19 protein-coding genes are annotated in these 17,950 nt (G+C 38.4%); 15 read left to right on the top strand and 4 right to left on the bottom strand.

The window, feature by feature from the left end; translation table 11 throughout:
- The first annotated feature begins 46 nt into the window (after positions 1–46).
- The 11 genes from P9E47_RS14520 (at position 47) to P9E47_RS14470 (ending at position 10,242) form a co-directional block, all read left to right on the top strand.
- Complete coding sequence (locus tag P9E47_RS14520; RefSeq protein ID WP_003332183.1) at positions 47–1,288, top strand: acyl-CoA dehydrogenase family protein; 1,242 nt, start codon at positions 47–49, stop codon at positions 1,286–1,288.
- Positions 1,263–2,042: an SDR family NAD(P)-dependent oxidoreductase gene (locus P9E47_RS14515; protein ID WP_326163821.1), complete on the top strand. Its 780-nt coding sequence runs from the start codon at positions 1,263–1,265 to the stop codon at positions 2,040–2,042. The genes P9E47_RS14520 and P9E47_RS14515 overlap by 26 nt, the downstream gene beginning before the upstream one ends.
- Before the next feature lie 35 nt (positions 2,043–2,077).
- A complete protein-coding gene (locus P9E47_RS14510) occupies positions 2,078–3,412 on the top strand; it encodes an aromatic ring-hydroxylating oxygenase subunit alpha (protein WP_326163819.1) in 1,335 nt (444 codons plus the stop codon).
- Positions 3,409–3,987, top strand: a complete 579-nt coding sequence (locus tag P9E47_RS14505) for an aromatic-ring-hydroxylating dioxygenase subunit beta (RefSeq protein WP_003332186.1) — start codon at positions 3,409–3,411, stop codon at positions 3,985–3,987. Before P9E47_RS14510 ends, P9E47_RS14505 begins: the two co-directional genes overlap by 4 nt.
- A 47-nt stretch (positions 3,988–4,034) precedes the next feature.
- Positions 4,035–5,543, top strand: a complete 1,509-nt coding sequence (locus P9E47_RS14500; RefSeq protein WP_326163817.1) for a glutamine synthetase family protein — start codon at positions 4,035–4,037, stop codon at positions 5,541–5,543.
- A 39-nt stretch (positions 5,544–5,582) separates the two neighbouring features.
- The gene (locus P9E47_RS14495) at positions 5,583–5,855 is read left to right on the top strand and encodes a hypothetical protein (protein ID WP_326163816.1); all 273 of its coding nucleotides are present in this window, start codon (positions 5,583–5,585) and stop codon (positions 5,853–5,855) included.
- A gap of 80 nt (positions 5,856–5,935) precedes the next feature.
- Entirely contained in the window at positions 5,936–6,667 is a 732-nt protein-coding gene (locus P9E47_RS14490; protein WP_003332189.1) for a class II glutamine amidotransferase, read from the top strand.
- Positions 6,668–7,047: 380 nt separating this feature from the next.
- Positions 7,048–7,248 carry a hypothetical protein gene (locus P9E47_RS14485; RefSeq protein WP_326163815.1) on the top strand — a complete coding sequence of 67 codons (201 nt, stop codon included), beginning with the start codon at positions 7,048–7,050 and terminating at the stop codon, positions 7,246–7,248.
- A 26-nt stretch (positions 7,249–7,274) separates the two neighbouring features.
- Complete coding sequence (locus P9E47_RS14480; protein WP_326163813.1) at positions 7,275–7,721, top strand: pyridoxamine 5'-phosphate oxidase family protein; 447 nt, start codon at positions 7,275–7,277, stop codon at positions 7,719–7,721.
- Positions 7,722–8,136: 415 nt separating this feature from the next.
- Positions 8,137–9,468 carry a DNA recombination protein RmuC gene (locus tag P9E47_RS14475; RefSeq protein WP_003332192.1) on the top strand — a complete coding sequence of 444 codons (1,332 nt, stop codon included), beginning with the start codon at positions 8,137–8,139 and terminating at the stop codon, positions 9,466–9,468.
- A 15-nt stretch (positions 9,469–9,483) separates the two neighbouring features.
- Positions 9,484–10,242 carry an IclR family transcriptional regulator gene (locus P9E47_RS14470; protein ID WP_003332194.1) on the top strand — a complete coding sequence of 253 codons (759 nt, stop codon included), beginning with the start codon at positions 9,484–9,486 and terminating at the stop codon, positions 10,240–10,242.
- Positions 10,243–10,307: 65 nt separating this feature from the next.
- On the opposite strand, the gene P9E47_RS14465 is transcribed toward P9E47_RS14470, so the two are convergent.
- Entirely contained in the window at positions 10,308–11,303 is a 996-nt protein-coding gene (locus P9E47_RS14465; protein ID WP_003332195.1) for a 5-oxoprolinase subunit C family protein, read from the bottom strand.
- Positions 11,293–12,036, bottom strand: coding sequence for a 5-oxoprolinase subunit PxpB (gene pxpB, locus P9E47_RS14460; protein ID WP_003332196.1), 744 nt, complete (start codon positions 12,034–12,036; stop codon positions 11,293–11,295). The genes P9E47_RS14465 and pxpB overlap by 11 nt, the downstream gene beginning before the upstream one ends.
- A 269-nt stretch (positions 12,037–12,305) precedes the next feature.
- On the opposite strand from pxpB, the gene P9E47_RS14455 reads away from it, so the two are divergent.
- From P9E47_RS14455 to P9E47_RS14445, 3 genes are all read left to right on the top strand, one after another.
- Positions 12,306–13,094 carry a LamB/YcsF family protein gene (locus tag P9E47_RS14455; protein ID WP_003332198.1) on the top strand — a complete coding sequence of 263 codons (789 nt, stop codon included), beginning with the start codon at positions 12,306–12,308 and terminating at the stop codon, positions 13,092–13,094.
- Between the two features lie 124 nt (positions 13,095–13,218).
- Positions 13,219–14,361 (top strand): NRAMP family divalent metal transporter, encoded by a 1,143-nt coding sequence (locus P9E47_RS14450; RefSeq protein WP_235786740.1) that lies wholly within the window; start codon positions 13,219–13,221, stop codon positions 14,359–14,361.
- Positions 14,362–14,396: 35 nt separating this feature from the next.
- Positions 14,397–15,188 carry a putative hydro-lyase gene (locus P9E47_RS14445; protein ID WP_407697189.1) on the top strand — a complete coding sequence of 264 codons (792 nt, stop codon included), beginning with the start codon at positions 14,397–14,399 and terminating at the stop codon, positions 15,186–15,188.
- Positions 15,189–15,245: 57 nt separating this feature from the next.
- Here the strand turns inward: P9E47_RS14445 and P9E47_RS14440 are convergent, their stop codons facing one another.
- Positions 15,246–16,310 (bottom strand): acyl-CoA dehydrogenase family protein, encoded by a 1,065-nt coding sequence (locus P9E47_RS14440; protein WP_326163811.1) that lies wholly within the window; start codon positions 16,308–16,310, stop codon positions 15,246–15,248.
- Between the two features lie 255 nt (positions 16,311–16,565).
- Entirely contained in the window at positions 16,566–17,102 is a 537-nt protein-coding gene (locus tag P9E47_RS14435) for a DUF4242 domain-containing protein (protein ID WP_326163809.1), read from the bottom strand.
- 144 nt (positions 17,103–17,246) lie between these two features.
- Between P9E47_RS14435 and P9E47_RS14430 the strand changes: the two genes are divergently transcribed.
- Positions 17,247–17,684: a winged helix-turn-helix transcriptional regulator gene (locus P9E47_RS14430; RefSeq protein ID WP_326163808.1), complete on the top strand. Its 438-nt coding sequence runs from the start codon at positions 17,247–17,249 to the stop codon at positions 17,682–17,684.
- The last annotated feature ends 266 nt before the right edge of the window (positions 17,685–17,950 follow it).

Below are 17,950 nucleotides of genomic sequence, written 5' to 3'. Positions count from 1 at the left end.
TATTTTTTAATATAAGAAATTTATTAAGAGCTGGGAGAGATGAAGGATGTCCATTAATTTCGAATTAACAGCGGAGCAAAAGAAATGGAAGGAGCTTTGCAAAGAGTTGGCACAAGATTTTGCTTTACGTGCCGATGAGCATGACAGAAACCGCACTTCACCGGTTGAGAACTATCAAAAACTTTATGAAGCAGGCTTGTTTGGACTTACAATTCCAAAAAAATATGGAGGACTTGGTTCTGGTTTTCTAGGTTATACAATTGCTATTGAGGAATTAGCACAAGGCTGTGCAGCAACAGCGATGTCATGGAATATGCATGCAGCAGGCACAGCAGCCATCATGGAAAATCCAGACATCCCCGAAGACAAGAAACAAGAAATCGCTGATCTTGTCATTAAGGAAGGGAAATTAATTTGTCAATCTGTATCAGAACCAACATCGTCCAGCTTAATCGGGCAATCATACACACCTTCATTGATCGCTAAAAAAGTAGATGGCGGCTATATATTAAACGGAAGGAAAGCGTTTGCATCAATGTTTGAAGCAAGTGATTATGTGTACATTTTCGCGCATCCAGAGGAAAGTTCAAATCCGCAAAGCAGTATTGGCTTCTTCATCTCAACGAAATCAGAGGGAATTAATGTCATTGATGTATGGGACACGTTAGGAATGCGTGCCACTCGCAGTAATACAGTTGAATATAATGATGTTTTTGTACCGGAAAATGCTGTGCTCCATAAAACAGAGGCCTTTTTAGAATCATTCATCTTCAAAAATGCAGCTTGGGCATTTGGAACATTTGCATCAATGTATTATGGAATTGGTCGCGGTATTGCAAATTGGGTGAAAGAAACGCTAACTACCCGTAAACCAAAAGGATATGCTCAGCCAATGGCTTATCATCCTGCAATGCGTTTACGTGCTGGAGAAATTTTCTCTGAAATGGAAGCGGCTAGATTAATGGTTTATTATGCAGCCTGGACACATGATACGAAAGGGCCTGGACCAGAAACGTACGCAGCTTGTCTGCGAGCTAAATATATTATGATGCAAGCAGTTAGCGCAACCGTTCGCTCAGCATCAATTGCTTGTGGTGCCCATGGATTAGTAAAAGGCTTACCGTTTGAAAGAATGGTTCGTGATGCGTTTACCGCACCAATTATGCCGCCGAACGAGGATGCGGTTCTTGACCAAATCGCCGTTATCGATTTAGGACTTAATCCTGAAGATTTACCAGCATTCTTAAAGGAGGAAATTTGTAATGCAGAACCAGCAGAGATTAGCTAATAAGGTCGCAATTATTACTGGAGCAGGCAGCGGAATTGGCAGAGCAACAGCCCTAAGATTTGCTGAAGAAGGAGCAAAGTTAGTATTGAATGATATTAGCCATGCTAGATTAGAAGAGGTAGCTGCAGAATTAGATTGTCCGGACAGATGTGAACTTGTAAGTGGTGACGTTTCTTCGGAAGCAACTGCGCAATTATTGAAGGATACAGCTCTAGAGAGTTTTGGACGGATTGATATTCTAGTTAATAACGCAGGTATTCATTGGATTCAAGATATAACCGAAACAACGGTGGATGATTTCGATCACGTAATCAATGTTAATTTGAAAAGCATGTTTTTAAACTGTAAAAATGTCATCCCTGAAATGATTAAACAAGGGAATGGTGGAGCTATTGTTAATTTGAGTTCTGTTTCAGGCTATGTCGGCCAAGAAATGATGGGCAAGAGTACATTCCTATATAACATGACAAAGGCGGCGATTTTACAGATGAGCCGGTCACTGGCGACTCGCTATGCAAAAGAGGGCATTCGTGTTACTTGTGTTGCCCCAGGGGTGACAAAGACAAATCAAATTACAACTGAGCATACTTCGGATTTAGAAGGATTTTGGCAGGCAGTTGAAGGAGTTCAACCGCTTGGAAGATACGCAGATCCAAGGGAAATTGCGAATTGTATCGTATTTTTAGCGTCTGATGAAGCGTCCTTTGTAACGGGCTCTTCCTTAGTCGTTGATGGTGGTTATTTAGCTCTTTAATTACTGAACTATGAAAAATGAGGTAGGTGGAAATCATGAATCAACAGAATATAAATGAACACAATTGGGATGTACTCATTAAACATGATCGAGTTCATCAGAAATTGTATACTGATCCAACTATATTTGCAGAGGAAATGACGAAAATCTTTGGGATGACATGGGTTTATTTGGCTCATGAAAGTGAAGTGCCAAATGTAAATGATTATAAAACGGGCTACCTTGGCAGCCGCCCGATAATTGTTGTCAGGGATCGCAATGACGAGTTCCGGGTTTTGTTTAACCGCTGTACACACCGTGGGGCCACAGTTTGTCGCAATGATCGTGGTTCCGCCAAGGTGTTCACCTGCCCGTACCATGGCTGGAATTTTAAAAATAACGGAGAACTGGCTGGTGTACCATGGCCTAAAGCATACGGTGATGATTTTGATACTAGTGAATGGGGGTTGAAACAAGCGAGAGTGGAAAGCTACCGTGGCTTTATTTTTGGAACTTTAAATCTTAATGCTCCGAGTCTCGTCGACTATTTAGGTCCTGCTAGAGAATTACTCGATCAATGGCTTGATCGTTATGATGGGAAGAAACTAGTAGTCGGCAACGCTCACCGCATGATCTATAAAGGAAATTGGAAATTAACGTATGATAACGCAGCGGATGGATACCATGTGTCTTTTTCACATCGTTCTTTATTTGAAACAGCGGGACGAATGGGAGAGGACAAGGATATGTCTTATTTTGCCGAAAGTCCGGATTATGGACCGATGGTTGTTCAGTATCTTGGCAATGGCCATACGTTCATCGATCAACGTCCTAACTATAAAAATATTGGTGATTTCTGGAAACAACAGCGTCCGCAACCAGGCAGAGAAGTATATGAAGAAATGATTAGAGAGCGGTACCAAGAAGAAGCTGATGCCTTGTTAGATCAAGCGATCGGTGCTCAAATGAATCTTAACATATTTCCAAACCTCTGCTTAATTGGAAATCAAATTCAAGTGATCCAGCCGTATGCGGTGGATAAGACAGAGTTGACCTGGTATTCAACGACGGTAGACGGGTTGCCGGAAGAAATCAATATGCTGAGAATGCGTACGCAAGAGGATTTTCCCGCTTTTGGTGAGCCTGATGATATGACTAATTTTGAAGAATGTCATCTTGGCTTAACGATTCCTGAGGTGGAATGGGTTCATACCGGTCGCGGCTTAGGAATACCGGATCGTCAAACAGTCGACGAACGCGGTGTTGTCTCAGGTCCTGTTACAGATGAATTGCATATCCGTAATTATTATCAAGAGTGGAAACGACTTATGGGCCAGCCGTCACTAAAAACTCTTTGTGAAAATGTTAAAGGAGGTGTGTCATCAGTATGATAAAGGATAGTTCAAAAGTATCCTATTATATGAATGATGAATTCTACTCTGGACTGTTGGATGGATTGAAGGATTGGGATACTGAAACGGGTAAAGCAACTCAAAAGGTATGCCGTGAAATTGAACAATTTTTGTTTCGTGAGTCACGATTAGTTGATGAAGGTAAACTGGAAGATTGGCTTGATTTGTTCGGTTTTGAATGCCTTTATTGGGTGCCGATTACACCTGGAGGTGGAAACCCACTGAAGGAAGTTTCCCATGCCTTTGATGACAGGAGACGGCTTGAGGATCGAATTTATCGACTTCGTACCGGCTATGCTTATTCGCAAATTCCAGCTTCACGCACACTTCGGATGTTAAGTAACATCGAAGTATGGAAAGATGGCAAGGAGGATTTAGTTCGTGTACGGGCAAATTTCATGCTAACTGAGTTAAGAGCAGGCAAACAAAAACTATATTCCGGTTGGAATGGCTATCGTCTGAAAAAAGAAAATGGTGTATGGAAAATAAACGTTAAACAAGTTAATTTAATTGATAGCGACCAAGGTCATGAAAATATGACATTTATCCTCTAAAATAGACAGAAAATTACAAATACTAAATAAAAAAGGAGACGGTAAAAATGAGAGAAATGTTAAAAATAAGTACTGAGGGTTTTATCTGGCGCCATAATTTATGGAATGAGGAGCAAGTAAATGCCATTCAGAGGATTCTCAAAACAATTGAGGAAAAAAATCTGCGCCTTATACGAGTTGCATGGGCTGACCAGCACGGTATTTCGAGAGCAAAAACATTAACAATCCCCGCTTTTATGAGTGCTCTTAAGGATGGCATTGATTTTAATACGGGTCCTCTCTTTTTTGATACAGCCAATGCGATTGTGTTTAACCCGTTTATTAAAGGTGGCGGATTCGATCTTGAGGAATTGACGGGCTGTCCAAACTATACACTTGTACCAGACCCGCTTACGTTCAAGATTCTTCCTTGGGCTCCAAATACCGGTTGGATCTTATCGGATGCTTACTTAAAAACAGGTGAAATACTCCCGTTTGATAGCCGCCAAATTTGTCGTAAGGCACTAAAAGAATTAAATGAAAAAGGCTATGACTTAGTTTCAGGACTTGAAGTAGAGTTTTCATTAACGAAAATAGTCAGTGATGAGATTAATCCAGAATTATTAGGAGCACCGGGCTCTCCTGGTCAGCCTCCCAAAGTTCGACCAGTGGCAAGAGGATACCAGTATCAGTTGGAAGCACATAATGATGAAATCGATGAGGTCATTCAACTTATCGTCGAAAACATTGAAGCGCTTGGGCTACCATTACGTACGATTGAAGATGAGTGGGGACCTAGCCAAATTGAAGTAACATTTGCGCCTATGCGTGGAATCGAAGCGGCAGATGCAATGCTGTTATTTAGAACAGCTGTTAAACAAATTTGTAAAAGACATGGCTATTTAGCAACGTTTATGTGCCGACCTTCCATCCCAGGATTTTTCTCAAGTGGTTGGCATTTGCATCAATCCTTAGTAGATGTGAATACAGGTGAGAATCTGTTTATGCCGGAAGTTGAAACAGAGTCATTATCTGTACTTGGAAAGCACTATGCTGCGGGGATTTTGAAGAATGCTAGGGCGGCAACGGTATTTACAACACCAACGATTAATGGTTATAAGCGCTTCAAGCCGAATTCATTAGCGCCTGACCGTGCAGGATGGGGCGTTGACAATCGTGGAACGATGATTCGCGTTTTAGGAGGATATGGAGACAAGGCGACCCATTTTGAAAATAGAGCTGGTGAACCAGCTGCGAATCCGTACTTATATTTTGCATCACAGATTTTTGCAGGATTAGATGGAATTGAAAATCGCTTAGATCCAGGACCTGCAAGTAGTGAAGCCTATATGGACCAGAGGGAATTGATTCCAAAAAGCCTGCAGGAAGCGGTAGATTCATTGCGTGAAAATGGAACATACCAAAATAAGATGGGAAAGATGTTTGTTGATTATATCATTAGAATGAAGGAAAGTGAAATCTCTCGTTATATGGCATACGTAGAAAATGAGAAGGTTGAAGACTATCAAAATATTGTAACAGAATGGGAGCATAAAGAGTATTTTGAAAACTTTTAATACTGATACTATCGATTTGAAAGTAGAGGTGGCAGGATGATGACAGAAAGAGAACAAGCAAATATTGAAAATACGGATGTTGAATTACAAAAACAAATCCAACGTCTTCAGAAAACCATTCAGATATATGAGCAGTTAGCTGAAGCAGTCCGCACCGCTGCAGTCATCGATAGAAGCATTTATACAGGTGAACGGGATAACGATTGGCTTTCCATAGATCGAGATGACTATGTCAAAATCATGGCTATTATTTCTCAACTTGATATCTGGAAGCCTTGGAATCACACGATCCAACCGCGGATCACAAAGTAAATTAGATTCCCATCAGGGAGCTCCTCTGATGGGGGTTTTATCTGTTTATATCGAGATTATAAATGAAGGAGTGGGAATGGATGTGTGAATTATTTACGGTTAAATCCGATGAAAATATACCAATTGAATGGATTTTTCATTATGCAAAGCTACTTGAAGAATATGGGTTTGCTGGATTTGGCTGGGGCATGGCATGGAAATGTGAAGATGGACAGATTCGAAGATATCGTGCGATAGAAGGTGTGAGAAATGATATTCTTGCCCCACAAACTTTGAAAGGGATTGTATCCAAAGAATACCTTGTTCATTTGCGCAGACCAAGCTTAATGAAATCAATGGCATTTAACAATTCCCAACCGTACTTAAATGAAGATCAGTCACTCGCTTTTGCACACAATGGCTATTTTAAAAATCATGATCAATATCGTTCTTTTTACGCAAATGAATTGGCAGGTACTTCTGATAGTGAAGTAGGATATCGATATTATTTAATGAAGCTTAATGAACAAAAAGACCCGATTATTTCTCTTGAATTAACACATCAGATATTGGAGGGGAATGCAAACCTTATTGCATTTCGAAAGAATGAAGTGACTCTTTTATATGCAGGAAATAATGATAACAAGATGTATACCTTTAATCTTGGTGGTGTCAGATGTGCATCAACTTCTCTCCATAGTCAGGACGACTATTTATTCCAAGCAATTTTTCCGACAGCTACTAATATAAAACAAATCCCATTATTTACTGGGTGTGAATTAACTTTTGGCCAATTAGAAAATAAAAGCTACAAAGAGAGTTCAATGAAGTAGATTTAAGAAACGCATTTCTAAAGGAGGAAAAATAATGGTGAATTCAACTTAAGCGGGTAAAGAGTGATCCTCGACCAGCAAGCGATATCCTATTTACGCCTGCAATTGATTTAGAAAATGCTAAAGCAGAAATACTGGCATTAAAGAGTCAGGCAATTGAAAAAGAGCGGAGTGTTGATGTTCTTACGTTCTCACATGTAATTTGTCGTCTGACCGAGGAGGAAGCCCTCCAATATTGGGATTATGCTGCTAGAACGAATGCGGATTGGACAGCTGTAGAAAATGTCATTAAAATGCAATTTGCCAATTGTTATTCGTTCCCACATGAAGTTTTACATTTATTGCGTGAACGTTTTGCTTTAGGACATGGAGGATTTCCATTGGTTGGGACACCAGAACAGGTTGCCGATGGAATAACAGCACTTGCCGAAGTAGGATTTAAGGGAACTACTTTATCGTTTGTTGACTACAATGATGAATTCCCATATTTCCGTGATCATGTATTGCCAATTCTTACTGAACGTGGGCTGCGTGGAGATGGAAATAGAAATAGTTCAAGTTTGAACATCTCAAAGCAATAACGAAGAGTAAAAGGAGTGTTTTCAGCATGTCAAAAATTAAAGAAAAATTAACTAAAGAGTTAATAGATTTTTTACAAGGTGAAAGAATTATTTCTCTCATTACTGTGGATAAAGAAACAAAAAAACCTACAGTCAGTACGATTTCTTGGTTATTTGCGCATGAAAGTGGTGAGAAAATTAAGTTTGCATTAGGCCATAAATCCTCAAGTATTGAAAATATTGAAAATGATCCATATATAGTTCTTAATGTAGTTGGTCCTGAAAGTTGTTATGAAATAAAAGGTACCGGAAATGTTTCGGAAATAATGCAAGGAACAATGAAGTTTAGAATAGTAACAGTAGAGATCGATAGTGTAGAAGATGTCATTTTTTATGGCGGGAAAATTAATGCGGTACCAGGATATGAAAAAACATATGATGCTGAACTTGCTAATAAAATAGATCATGAGATTTACAGTGAATTAAAAAAATAAGGAATGGTGAAAAAGAATAAAAGTTTGAAGATATACAAAAGGGTCTCAGCTAATAAACAGCTAAGACCTTTTGATTTGACGTATATGAAAAAATACTAGCATCAGTTACGTATTATTTTGTTAAATTCTGAAAGTATTCACTCTATATCAATTGTCCCTTTTTTTCGAATTGAAAGAGGTCGAGGATCGCATGCTGTTTAGAAAACAAAAGGAAATTTAGGTCAAATCAGCTTGATATTTATTTACAAATTAATTGTCTTGACAAAGGGATACATTACAGTTGTGAACGATTGAACATTGGACCGTTGAAGTGGCGGTCTATTTCTTTTTGTTTAGTATTTTTATAGAATAGATTTATTGGCGATACTAAATATAAATTATACAAGTTTAATATTACACTTAGGAGGGGAAATGGATGGACCAAAATATATTGGTTATGGTATCAATGGTGATAAATGTTATTATGCTTATTTTGCTATTGATCGTTATGAATATGGTGTCCAAGCAAAAATCTAATAAAATACAAGCTTCTTTATCTTTGATAGAAAAAGCTCAAGAAAGGCTGGAACGAATAGTTAGGGAGGATATTGGCCAAGTTAGACAGGAGATGGGGCTGTCAACGAAGCAAGCCCGTGAGGAATTAACGACACTATTAAACACTCTGAGTCAAAATGTCATGACGACGATAAATCAAATGGCATTTCAAAATAAAAATCAGCTTGATAGCTTTAATAAACAATTAACAGAACTTACGAATATGAATGAACAAAAACTCGAAGGTGTCCGCCATACAGTCGAACAAAAATTAACGTATTTACAGGAAGATAATAGTAAGAAGCTAGAGCAAATGCGCTTAACTGTAGATGAAAAACTACATGCCACTTTAGAACAGCGGCTTGGCGATTCTTTTAAACAAGTAAGTGAACGGTTAGAACAAGTACATAAAGGTTTAGGGGAAATGCAAACATTAGCTTCCGGAGTAGGGGACCTGAAAAAAGTACTATCGAATGTAAAAGCGAGAGGAATAATGGGTGAAATTCAATTAGGAAATTTACTTGAGCAAATCCTTTCACCAGAACAATATGAATCCAATGTCGCAATGAAAAAAGGCTCTGCGGAAAGGGTTGAATTTGCTGTAAAACTTCCTTCAAAAGATGATAGCGGCGGAGTTGTATATCTTCCGATCGATTCAAAGTTTCCGCTAGAGGACTACAATCGATTACTGGACGCACAGGAATTAGGTGATGTCCAAGCAGCAGCTGATGCAGCTAAACAACTGGAAAACCGAATTAAGCTGGAAGCCAAAAGTATTCGCGATAAATATATTAACCCGCCAAACACAACAGACTTTGCCGTATTGTTCCTACCGTTTGAAGGCTTATTTGCTGAAGTCCTACGACGTCCGGGCCTTTGGGATTCCTTGCAAAGAGATATGCGGATCATAATTGCAGGACCGACGACATTAGCTGCCTTCCTTAACAGCTTGCAGATGGGATTCAGAACATTAGCTATTCAAAAACGATCCAGCGAAGTCTGGGGATTACTTGGAGCTGTAAAAACGGAGTTTACTAAATTTGGAGACATTCTCGACAAAACGAAGAAAAAACTCCAAGAGGCAAGCAATACAATTGACAGCGCAGCCACACGAAGCCGGGTAATCGAAAGAAAATTAAAAAATGTCCAAGAACTGCCGCAGCCAGAAACGTATGAATTGCTGGGTGAATCGGAATTGGTTGGATTAGAGTAAGGTGGGGGAAGGAAAATGAATAACAAAAATAAAACGGTCGTCCGATCAATGGACATATTAAATCTCTTTATTGAGCATACAGAATTATCATTTCAAGAAATTATTAATTTATCGGGGATACCGAAAACTTCAGTCTATCGAATGATTAGGTCGTTTGAGGAGATGGGCTTTTTGGAAAAAGGAAGCGATGCTAAGTACCGGCTTGGGCTTTTGTTTCTTAAATTCGGCCATCTTGTTTCTATGAGGTTGGATATACGTAAGATCGCTTATCCATTTATGCAAGATTTACATAATGATGTAAAGGAAGCGATAAATTTAATTGTACGAGAAGGTAATGAGGCGATCTATATTGAAAAAATCGACACAAAACAAAAGGTTCGCCTTTATACTGCGATTGGCAGGAAAAGCCCGCTATATGCAGGAGCTTGTTCACGTTCAATCTTGTCCTTCTTACCTGATGCAGAAATAAAGGCATATATCGAAACAGAGGAGCTTAAACCTTTTGCCCAAGGCACGATTACTGATAAGGATAAACTTTATGAAACTATTCAACAGGCGAGAATGGAAGGGTACACAATAAGCCATTCAGAATTAGAAAATCATACCTCTGCTGTAGCCGCACCGATTTTTAATCATCTTGGTGAAGTGGTTGCAGGTATAAGTATTGCTGGCATAGAAGCAAATTATAAAGGGGAGAATGTCGAAAACTTTAAGGAAAAGGTAAAAAAAGTGGCCGAGGATATATCAAGGCAGTTGGGCTATATAAAGGAATGACAAAGGGGGTCTCTTTAATCAACAAAGAGACCACCTTATTCTTATAATTAAATGCTTTAGTATGACTATCTGTGAAGTGCCTTCATGCGAATCCCCAACGCTAGTTCATTTAGCATAATTTCTTGATTAATTAACTCTGCTTCAGCTTGTTCAAGAGTTGTTTCTTTAAATAAAATCTTCGCTTTCGGTTGCAATTGGGCTAATCGAGGTAAATCAACTGAAATCACTTGACCAATTTTGGGATACCCACCTGTTGTTTGCCGGTCTACCATTAAGATAATCGGTTGTCCGTTCGAGGGGACTTGAATCGTCCCGTACGTAACCCCTTCCGATAGTAATTCAAATTTCTTAGTTAAATCTAGCTGCTTGCCATCCAATCGATACCCCATCCGATCTGCTTCAGTTGTTAATGTGTAGGAATCTGAAAAAAATACATGTTGACTTGCTTTATCGAAATGATTAAACTCAGAGCCTTGTAAAACCCGCACCGTTTGTGTTTTATCAAATGAGAAGAATTCAGAAAAGTTGACAGACCATGTAAAATGATTTTTCATTTTGTCTAGTTGCTGAACAAATGCCAAACTGATTGTACTGTAATTTCCACACGTAAATTCATCCCCTTTTCGTAAAGCTCTGCCTTGAATCCCTCCAATGGCTGCTCGGAGATAAGTGCTTTTACTTCCAAGTACTTCAGGAACTTCAATCCCACCAGCAAAGGCAACGTATGCCCTACATCCAGTTATGGCAGATTTAAATTTTAAAATAGACCCTTTACGAATAAGGAGCGGCCTCCACATTGGTGCTTTTTCCCCATCGATGGTAGGCTGTAAATCACCGCCAGTAATGGCAATTAATTGGTCGCTTCCAAATTGGAGCGTTGTCCCCAAAAGCGTAATTTCAAGTGCTCCTTCGCCTTCGAAATTTCCAACAAGTAAATTCGCAACTCGCAATGAAATAGGATCCATCGCACCGCTTACAATTACCCCGAATTTTTGGGAGCCGAATCTCCCTAAATCTTGAATGGTCGTCAATAATCCTGGATGAATCACCTTAACACTCATCATGTTTCATCTCCTTGTAGGTAGCAAATTCTTCAAATGAAATGGGGATAAAGCGGATTTTATCTCCTGATTGTAATAACGTTGGAGGTGTTTGTTCCGGAAGAAACAAATCAAGCGGGGTCCGTCCGATAATTTGCCAGCCTCCCGGTGTTTCCAATGGATAAACGCCTGTTTGTTTGCCAGCGATTCCCACGGATCCTGGGGCAATGGCAAGACGAGGTGACTCCTTCCTAGGTGTGGCAATTCTTTCATCCATTCCTCCAAGGAACGGGAAGCCCGGTGCAAAACCAATCATATAGACCTGACAATCATTTGCAGAATGAATTTGAATGACTTCATCTACTGTAAGCCCATGGTAAGCCGCTACATATTCCAAATCTGGGCCAAATTCTCCCCCATAAGCGACCGGAATCTTAACAAGCCGCTCTTCGACCAGCTCATTTGTACTTAATTGATCGAGTAATTCTGCCATTAAAGCGCTCACAATTTTATAAGGACTTTTTTTATCTTTTTCGATAATAGAAAAATAAACAGCTGCAGGATTGTAATACACAGTTAAGTTATTGTAGGACGGAACTGATTCAATAAATCCAGGAAATGGTTCTTTTTCTATTAAGTAAGATAGATGTTTAACTTGTTCATGGATCGTTGGGTTAATTCCATCCCCTAAATGGATTACTAATGCTGAATCCCCTAAAGGCCGTATTAATTCAATTTTGTCATGAATCGTCATGGAGGCCAACTCCTTTAGTTTCGAATTTCGGAAATATTGTTCTGTTTTACGGATGATATTTTTATTATAAATTATTTGAATAGAAAAACAAGCCTTGAAAAGGCAATATTTAGATACGTTCCATTTTTCGTATAATTCTAAAATTAACTCTTTTCAACAAAAAATAATTATGCTAGAATATTGCTATAAATCGAAACTAGAGTTCCGTAAATCGGAACAATTTACTTTGTAGTTTATCAAGATAGTGAAAAATGAAAAGGAGGGGTTTTATGTTTCAAGTTGATTTAAACTGTGATCTTGGGGAAAGTTTTGGCCGCTTTAAACTGGGGGAACAGGAAGAAATATTGAAATACATTACATCAGCCAATATTGCATGCGGTTTCCACAGCGGTGATCCAAGTGTAATGAGAGAAACAGTGAAGATGGCAATTTCAAATGGTGTTAAAATTGGGGCTCATCCTGGTTTACCAGATTTAAATGGTTTTGGTCGAAGAGAAATGGCGATTACACCGCAAGAAGGATATGACATGGTTGTTTACCAAATCGGGGCATTACAAGGGTTTTTAGCGACCTTCAATGAAAAAATGCAGCACGTAAAACCTCATGGTGCTTTGTACAATATGGCCGCAAAGGATCCTCATCTTGCTGAGGCCATTGCGCAAGCCGTCTATGATATTTCACCATCATTGATTTTATTTGGGCTTTCTGGCAGTGAATTAACGAAAGCGGGGGAGAAGATTGGTTTACGGACTGCCCATGAGGTGTTTGCAGATCGAACCTATCAACAAGATGGATCCTTAACTTCTCGTTCTCAAAAGGATGCGATGATTACAGATCATGAACAATCTGCCGCACAAGTAGTGAAAATGGCAAGGGAAGGGAAAGTAGTTTCCCAGCAAAAAACAGAGGTTTCATTACGTGCAGATACAGTATGTATTCATGGGGATGGGAAACATGCCTTATTATTTGCGAAATATCTTAAAGAATCATTAGAACAAAATAATATTACAATTGCTGCAATCAGCAACTGGGAGGAGGCTTCATATGGAAAATACTAATGCAAGGGTGGAAAAATCTCAATTAAAATCGGAAAACCCAGAACTAAAAGTTATCCAAAATAATGATAGCGCTTTAGTAAAAAAGAAGACGAGCCGTAGTGTATTATTAGGTGCAGCATTTTTGATGGCGACATCATCAATTGGACCGGGCTTTTTGACACAAACAACAGTGTTTACTCAGCAATTAGCTGCTAGTTTTGCCTTTGTTATTCTAATATCATTAATATTAGATGTCTTTGCACAAATGAACGTTTGGCGTATTATTTGTGTATCGGGACTCCGTGGGCAAGAAGTTGCCAATAAAGTGTTACCTGGACTTGGCGTTGTTTTGGCCATCCTGATTGTCATCGGCGGTTTGGCATTTAATATTGGAAACGTTGCTGGAGCCGGATTAGGTTTGAATGCTATGATGGGATTAGACCCGATTACCGGAGCTATTATTAGTGCCATAGTAGCGATTTTTATCTTTGTTGTTAAAGAAGCAGGAAAAGCAATGGATAAGTTCGCTCAATTTGCAGGAGTTGTTATGATTCTACTTATGCTGTACGTTGCTTTTAAAACATCCCCACCAGTAGGGGAAGCAATCATTAATACAGTTAAACCTGAACAGATTAGCTGGTTTGCGATCGTCACGCTTGTTGGAGGTACAGTGGGTGGTTATATCACATTTGCCGGTGGACACCGTCTACTTGACGCAGGCGTAAAAGGCATTGAATCATTGCCAGAAGTTACGAAAAGCTCTGTTACCGGAATTGTTGCAACTGGTATTATGCGTGTAGCCTTATTCTTGGCAGTTCTTGGTGTTGTAACACAAGGTTTAGCGATTGATGCAGCAAATCCTCCTGCTTCAGTTTTCCAATTAGCAGCAGGAAACATTGGCTATCGTATCTTTGGTGTTATTATGTGGGCAGCGGCGATTACTTCTGTTGTAGGGGCAGCTTATACATCAGTTTCATTTATCCGCTCCTTCCACCCAAAAATTGAAAAATACCATAAGTGGATCATCATTGCTTTCATTATTGTTTCTACAGGGACATTTGCCCTAGTTGGAAAGCCAGTTAATATTCTAATCCTAGTAGGGGCGCTAAATGCTCTGATTTTACCAATCGCTTTAGGAACATTATTAGTAGCGGCACACAAGAAGAGCATTGTTGGTGCGTATAAACATCCATTATGGTTAACCATCCCTGGAGTATTCGTTGTTATTATTATGGGAATTTTAGGTGTAAAAACGTTAATAGAGCAATTGCCTTTATTATTTAAGTAATTTCGTAAGGAAATACATTTTGGGAGGAAGATATAATGGGAAACTATGAATCAATGGATCCGAAAGATATAAGGGAATTGATCCGAAAACAAGTAATTACTGGGCCGACAGCAGGCATGTCAAAAGGCTACACACAGGCGAATTTAGTTATTTTAAAAAAAGAGCATGCCTTTGATTTTTTACTGTTTTGTCAACGGAATCCGAAGCCTTGTCCGTTGTTGGATGTGACAGAACCGGGCTCGTTTAGTCCTTCATTGATAGCGGAAGGGGCAGATATTCGGAAAGATATTCCGAAATATCGAATTTACCAGGATGGTGTATTTACCGAAGAAGTGGCCGATATAACGGAGTATTGGGAAGATGATATGGTCGGTTTTCTAATAGGATGTAGTTTTACCTTTGAAACGCCACTCCTAGAAAGCGGCATCCCAGTCCGCCATATCGAAGAAAACTGCAATGTACCGATGTACAAAACAAATATTCCGTGCCAAAAAGCAGGTATGTTTGAAGGGCCAACTGTTGTTAGTATGCGCCCGATGACACCAGTTGATGCTATCAGGGCAGTCCAGATTACGTCGCGTTTTCCAGCCGTTCATGGAGCGCCGATTCATATTGGTGATCCGAGTCTTATAGGTATACCTGATATTTCAAAACCTGATTTTGGAGATGCTGTCACCATAAAAGAAGGAGAGATTCCGGTATTTTGGGCTTGTGGTGTTACTCCACAGGCTGTAGCAATGGAAAGCAAGCCATCGATTATGATTACGCATGGACCAGGCTGTATGTTTATCAGTGATATTAAAGATGACAAATTTAGTGTGTTGTAGAAAAAATGTCGAAGTGCTTGGCACTTCGACATTTTTAAAACATTTCGTTAATACTACTTAAGAATAACTGTTTACAATTTTCTCTAAATGTTTTACCGTTGGCGTTAGGTTAGCAAAAAAATATGCTTCACGAAGCCTACGGGAAGATGCACATTCATTTAAATAGCCTGAACTACCACAGTGCAGCATATTAGCTTGAACAGCATCAAGAGTTAAATAAGCTATTTCAAGGCGAAGTTTGGCTATTTCCGTCCAATTAAACAGATCTTCTTCAAATAAAACTTCAATCTTCTTTTGAAATTGCTGAACCTCATTAAGAATGTGATATGCTTGTTTTTTCAAATAGCGATTACATCCATTTTGCCTCTGCTCAACATGATCAATTGAAGAAATTGATTCTTTTGTTACACCTACTCCAAGCGGGAGTTGGTATAGAACGAAGGTAGGGCGGATTGCCTTTACAAACTCATCTGCATCCTCTGATAACACCCATTCCTTTGGAATAAATACATTGCTAAACTGGCAGGAATATGTTGCACTTCCGTTGACACCAAGGAATTCCACCTTGCCCTTCATCTTCAAACCTTCTATTTGACAAGGTACGAAGCACATTACACGCTTATTTTCATTAACAGCTGCGACAACACCAATCCAATGATTTTCACCAAGATTTGATACTGCCGGTAATACACCAGAGAGGAAATAACCCCCTTCTGTTGGTTCCGCACTCAAATGTAGGTCCTCTAGGCCCGCATAATATTTCATTGGGTTAGATAAACCGGTTGCAGCTAAAATCTCCCCATTCTCCAGTAGTGGTAAAAATTTTTGATGTAATACCTCATTACTTGTATTTCGAACGTATGTTAAAGCAGCAAGGTGGCACCATAGACAAAAGGCAGTAGTCATACAAGTTTTTGCAGTTTCTTCGACTAAATGCATGCCATCTAATATTAATTCCTTCTGAGACTTATTGACAGAAGCAAACAGACCAGCCTCACCTAATTTTTTCAAAAAGTTTTCAGCATAAAATGCTTCGACATCAATTTTTTTCACATAGGGCTTTAAATCCTGTTCAATTAAATCTTTAAGTATTTTAGATTTTTTTAATGCAAAATTATTCATTATGAACCCACCTATAATTCTAGTAAATTATTAAAAGTAATATGGATAACAAAAAGGAAAGATTGTTACGTTTCATACTTAATTTAATTTTAGTTTTCCTACTTGTTTAGTTGGTTTAAAGGTAATAATAATGCACTTTATGTAAAAAGGCAATAAAGTGTTTTGATTATTCAACATAAATTACAGACCGAGGAAAGAAAGGCTTTAAACCATTTTTGATTTAAAGCCTCAATCAAAGGTACGTAAGCTTTAAGATTAATTATTTTCAGTCAAAATTTCTGTAATCGAATCAATCGGTGTTTGTACAGCTTCTCGTGCTCGTTTTACGGCTGCAACATCCGGTGCATCATAGAAGCACAAGCATTTCGTCATATCCTCACACACATATGTTCTTGAAAAAGCTACCTCTGGAACCTCTTGATAGTGAACTGAGTTTTTCTTCTTTCTTTCTAAGTACTGCTCCATTGTGATATTTTCAGGAATATTCCATTCAACCAAGTAATTGACCACATCTTTATTTTTCTTTACATCTTCTAGGTCTTTCCCAACAAGGCGAACCTCTTTAATCAGTTGGACTGGAATGCCAGCGTTTCTTAATGTGTTAGTTGCCTCATTTCGGTCTTCAGCTTCAATAATAAAAAATGAACGTGAAAAATCTTTTGAAACTTGAAGCTCAATTAATGCTGAATTAGTTTCAGTAAGTGCTGCTTGAAGGTCACTGGCTTTTTGATTCAATTCTTCTTTTGTAGAAATGATTCCCTGTAATGATGATTCAATTAAATAAAGTCCCATATTAAATACCTCACTTTTAATCCTATTAACTAACAATTATGAATTGTTTATAGGTTATATTATTATACTCAGTTAAAAAAATCAACTAACTTGTTTTTTTTATTTTTTTAATGGTAAAATTATTTTAACTGGAGGGGGTATATTATGAAATCTAGATACGATATTCCATGTAATATCGCCCAATCACTAAATATTATTGGGGACCGTTGGACGCTGCTAATCGTTCACGAAATATTAACTGGCAAGACATTGTTTAATGAAATTAAAAAATCCCTTAATGGCATATCTTCTAATCTTTTATCTGACCGGCTGAAATATTTAGAAGAAGAGGGTCTTATAAAGTCGGAACTGTATTCAGAGCACCCACCACGCTATTCTTATAGATTAACAAAAAGTGGGGAAGAGCTTGAGCATGTATTTAATGCCCTTATTATTTGGGGAAGTAATTATTTGCAAAAGTGTTATAAAAAACTGATTGATGCAGATAGTGGGGAAGAAGTCGTCATTGCTTATTACACTAAAAAAACAGGAGAACTTGTGGAAAATCTTAAAGTGATCGCTGTTGAAAATCAACATCAATAAACAGAATAATCGTTAAACAGAACTAATCATCTTTTCTAGATGGTTAGTTTTTTTATATTGATAAGTATAAAATTTTAAAGGATATCAGTATAAGAAAGACAATTTTTGAAATATTTTATATATTCTTATTGAAAATTTTAACAAAGTATAATAAGATTACTTTCAACAATTAAAACACAGTATTTCTATATGAATTAAGTGAATGAAAAAATAATATTGATAGTTAATTGTTAGAGGGGGGAATAGGTGTTATTAATCACCCTGTT

The organism is Schinkia azotoformans, from assembly GCF_035811335.1.
Lineage (GTDB): Bacteria > Bacillota > Bacilli > Bacillales > Bacillaceae_J > Schinkia > Schinkia azotoformans.
The sequence above is the reverse complement of the archived record's forward strand: the minus strand, read 5'-3'. Positions and strand labels throughout refer to the sequence as shown.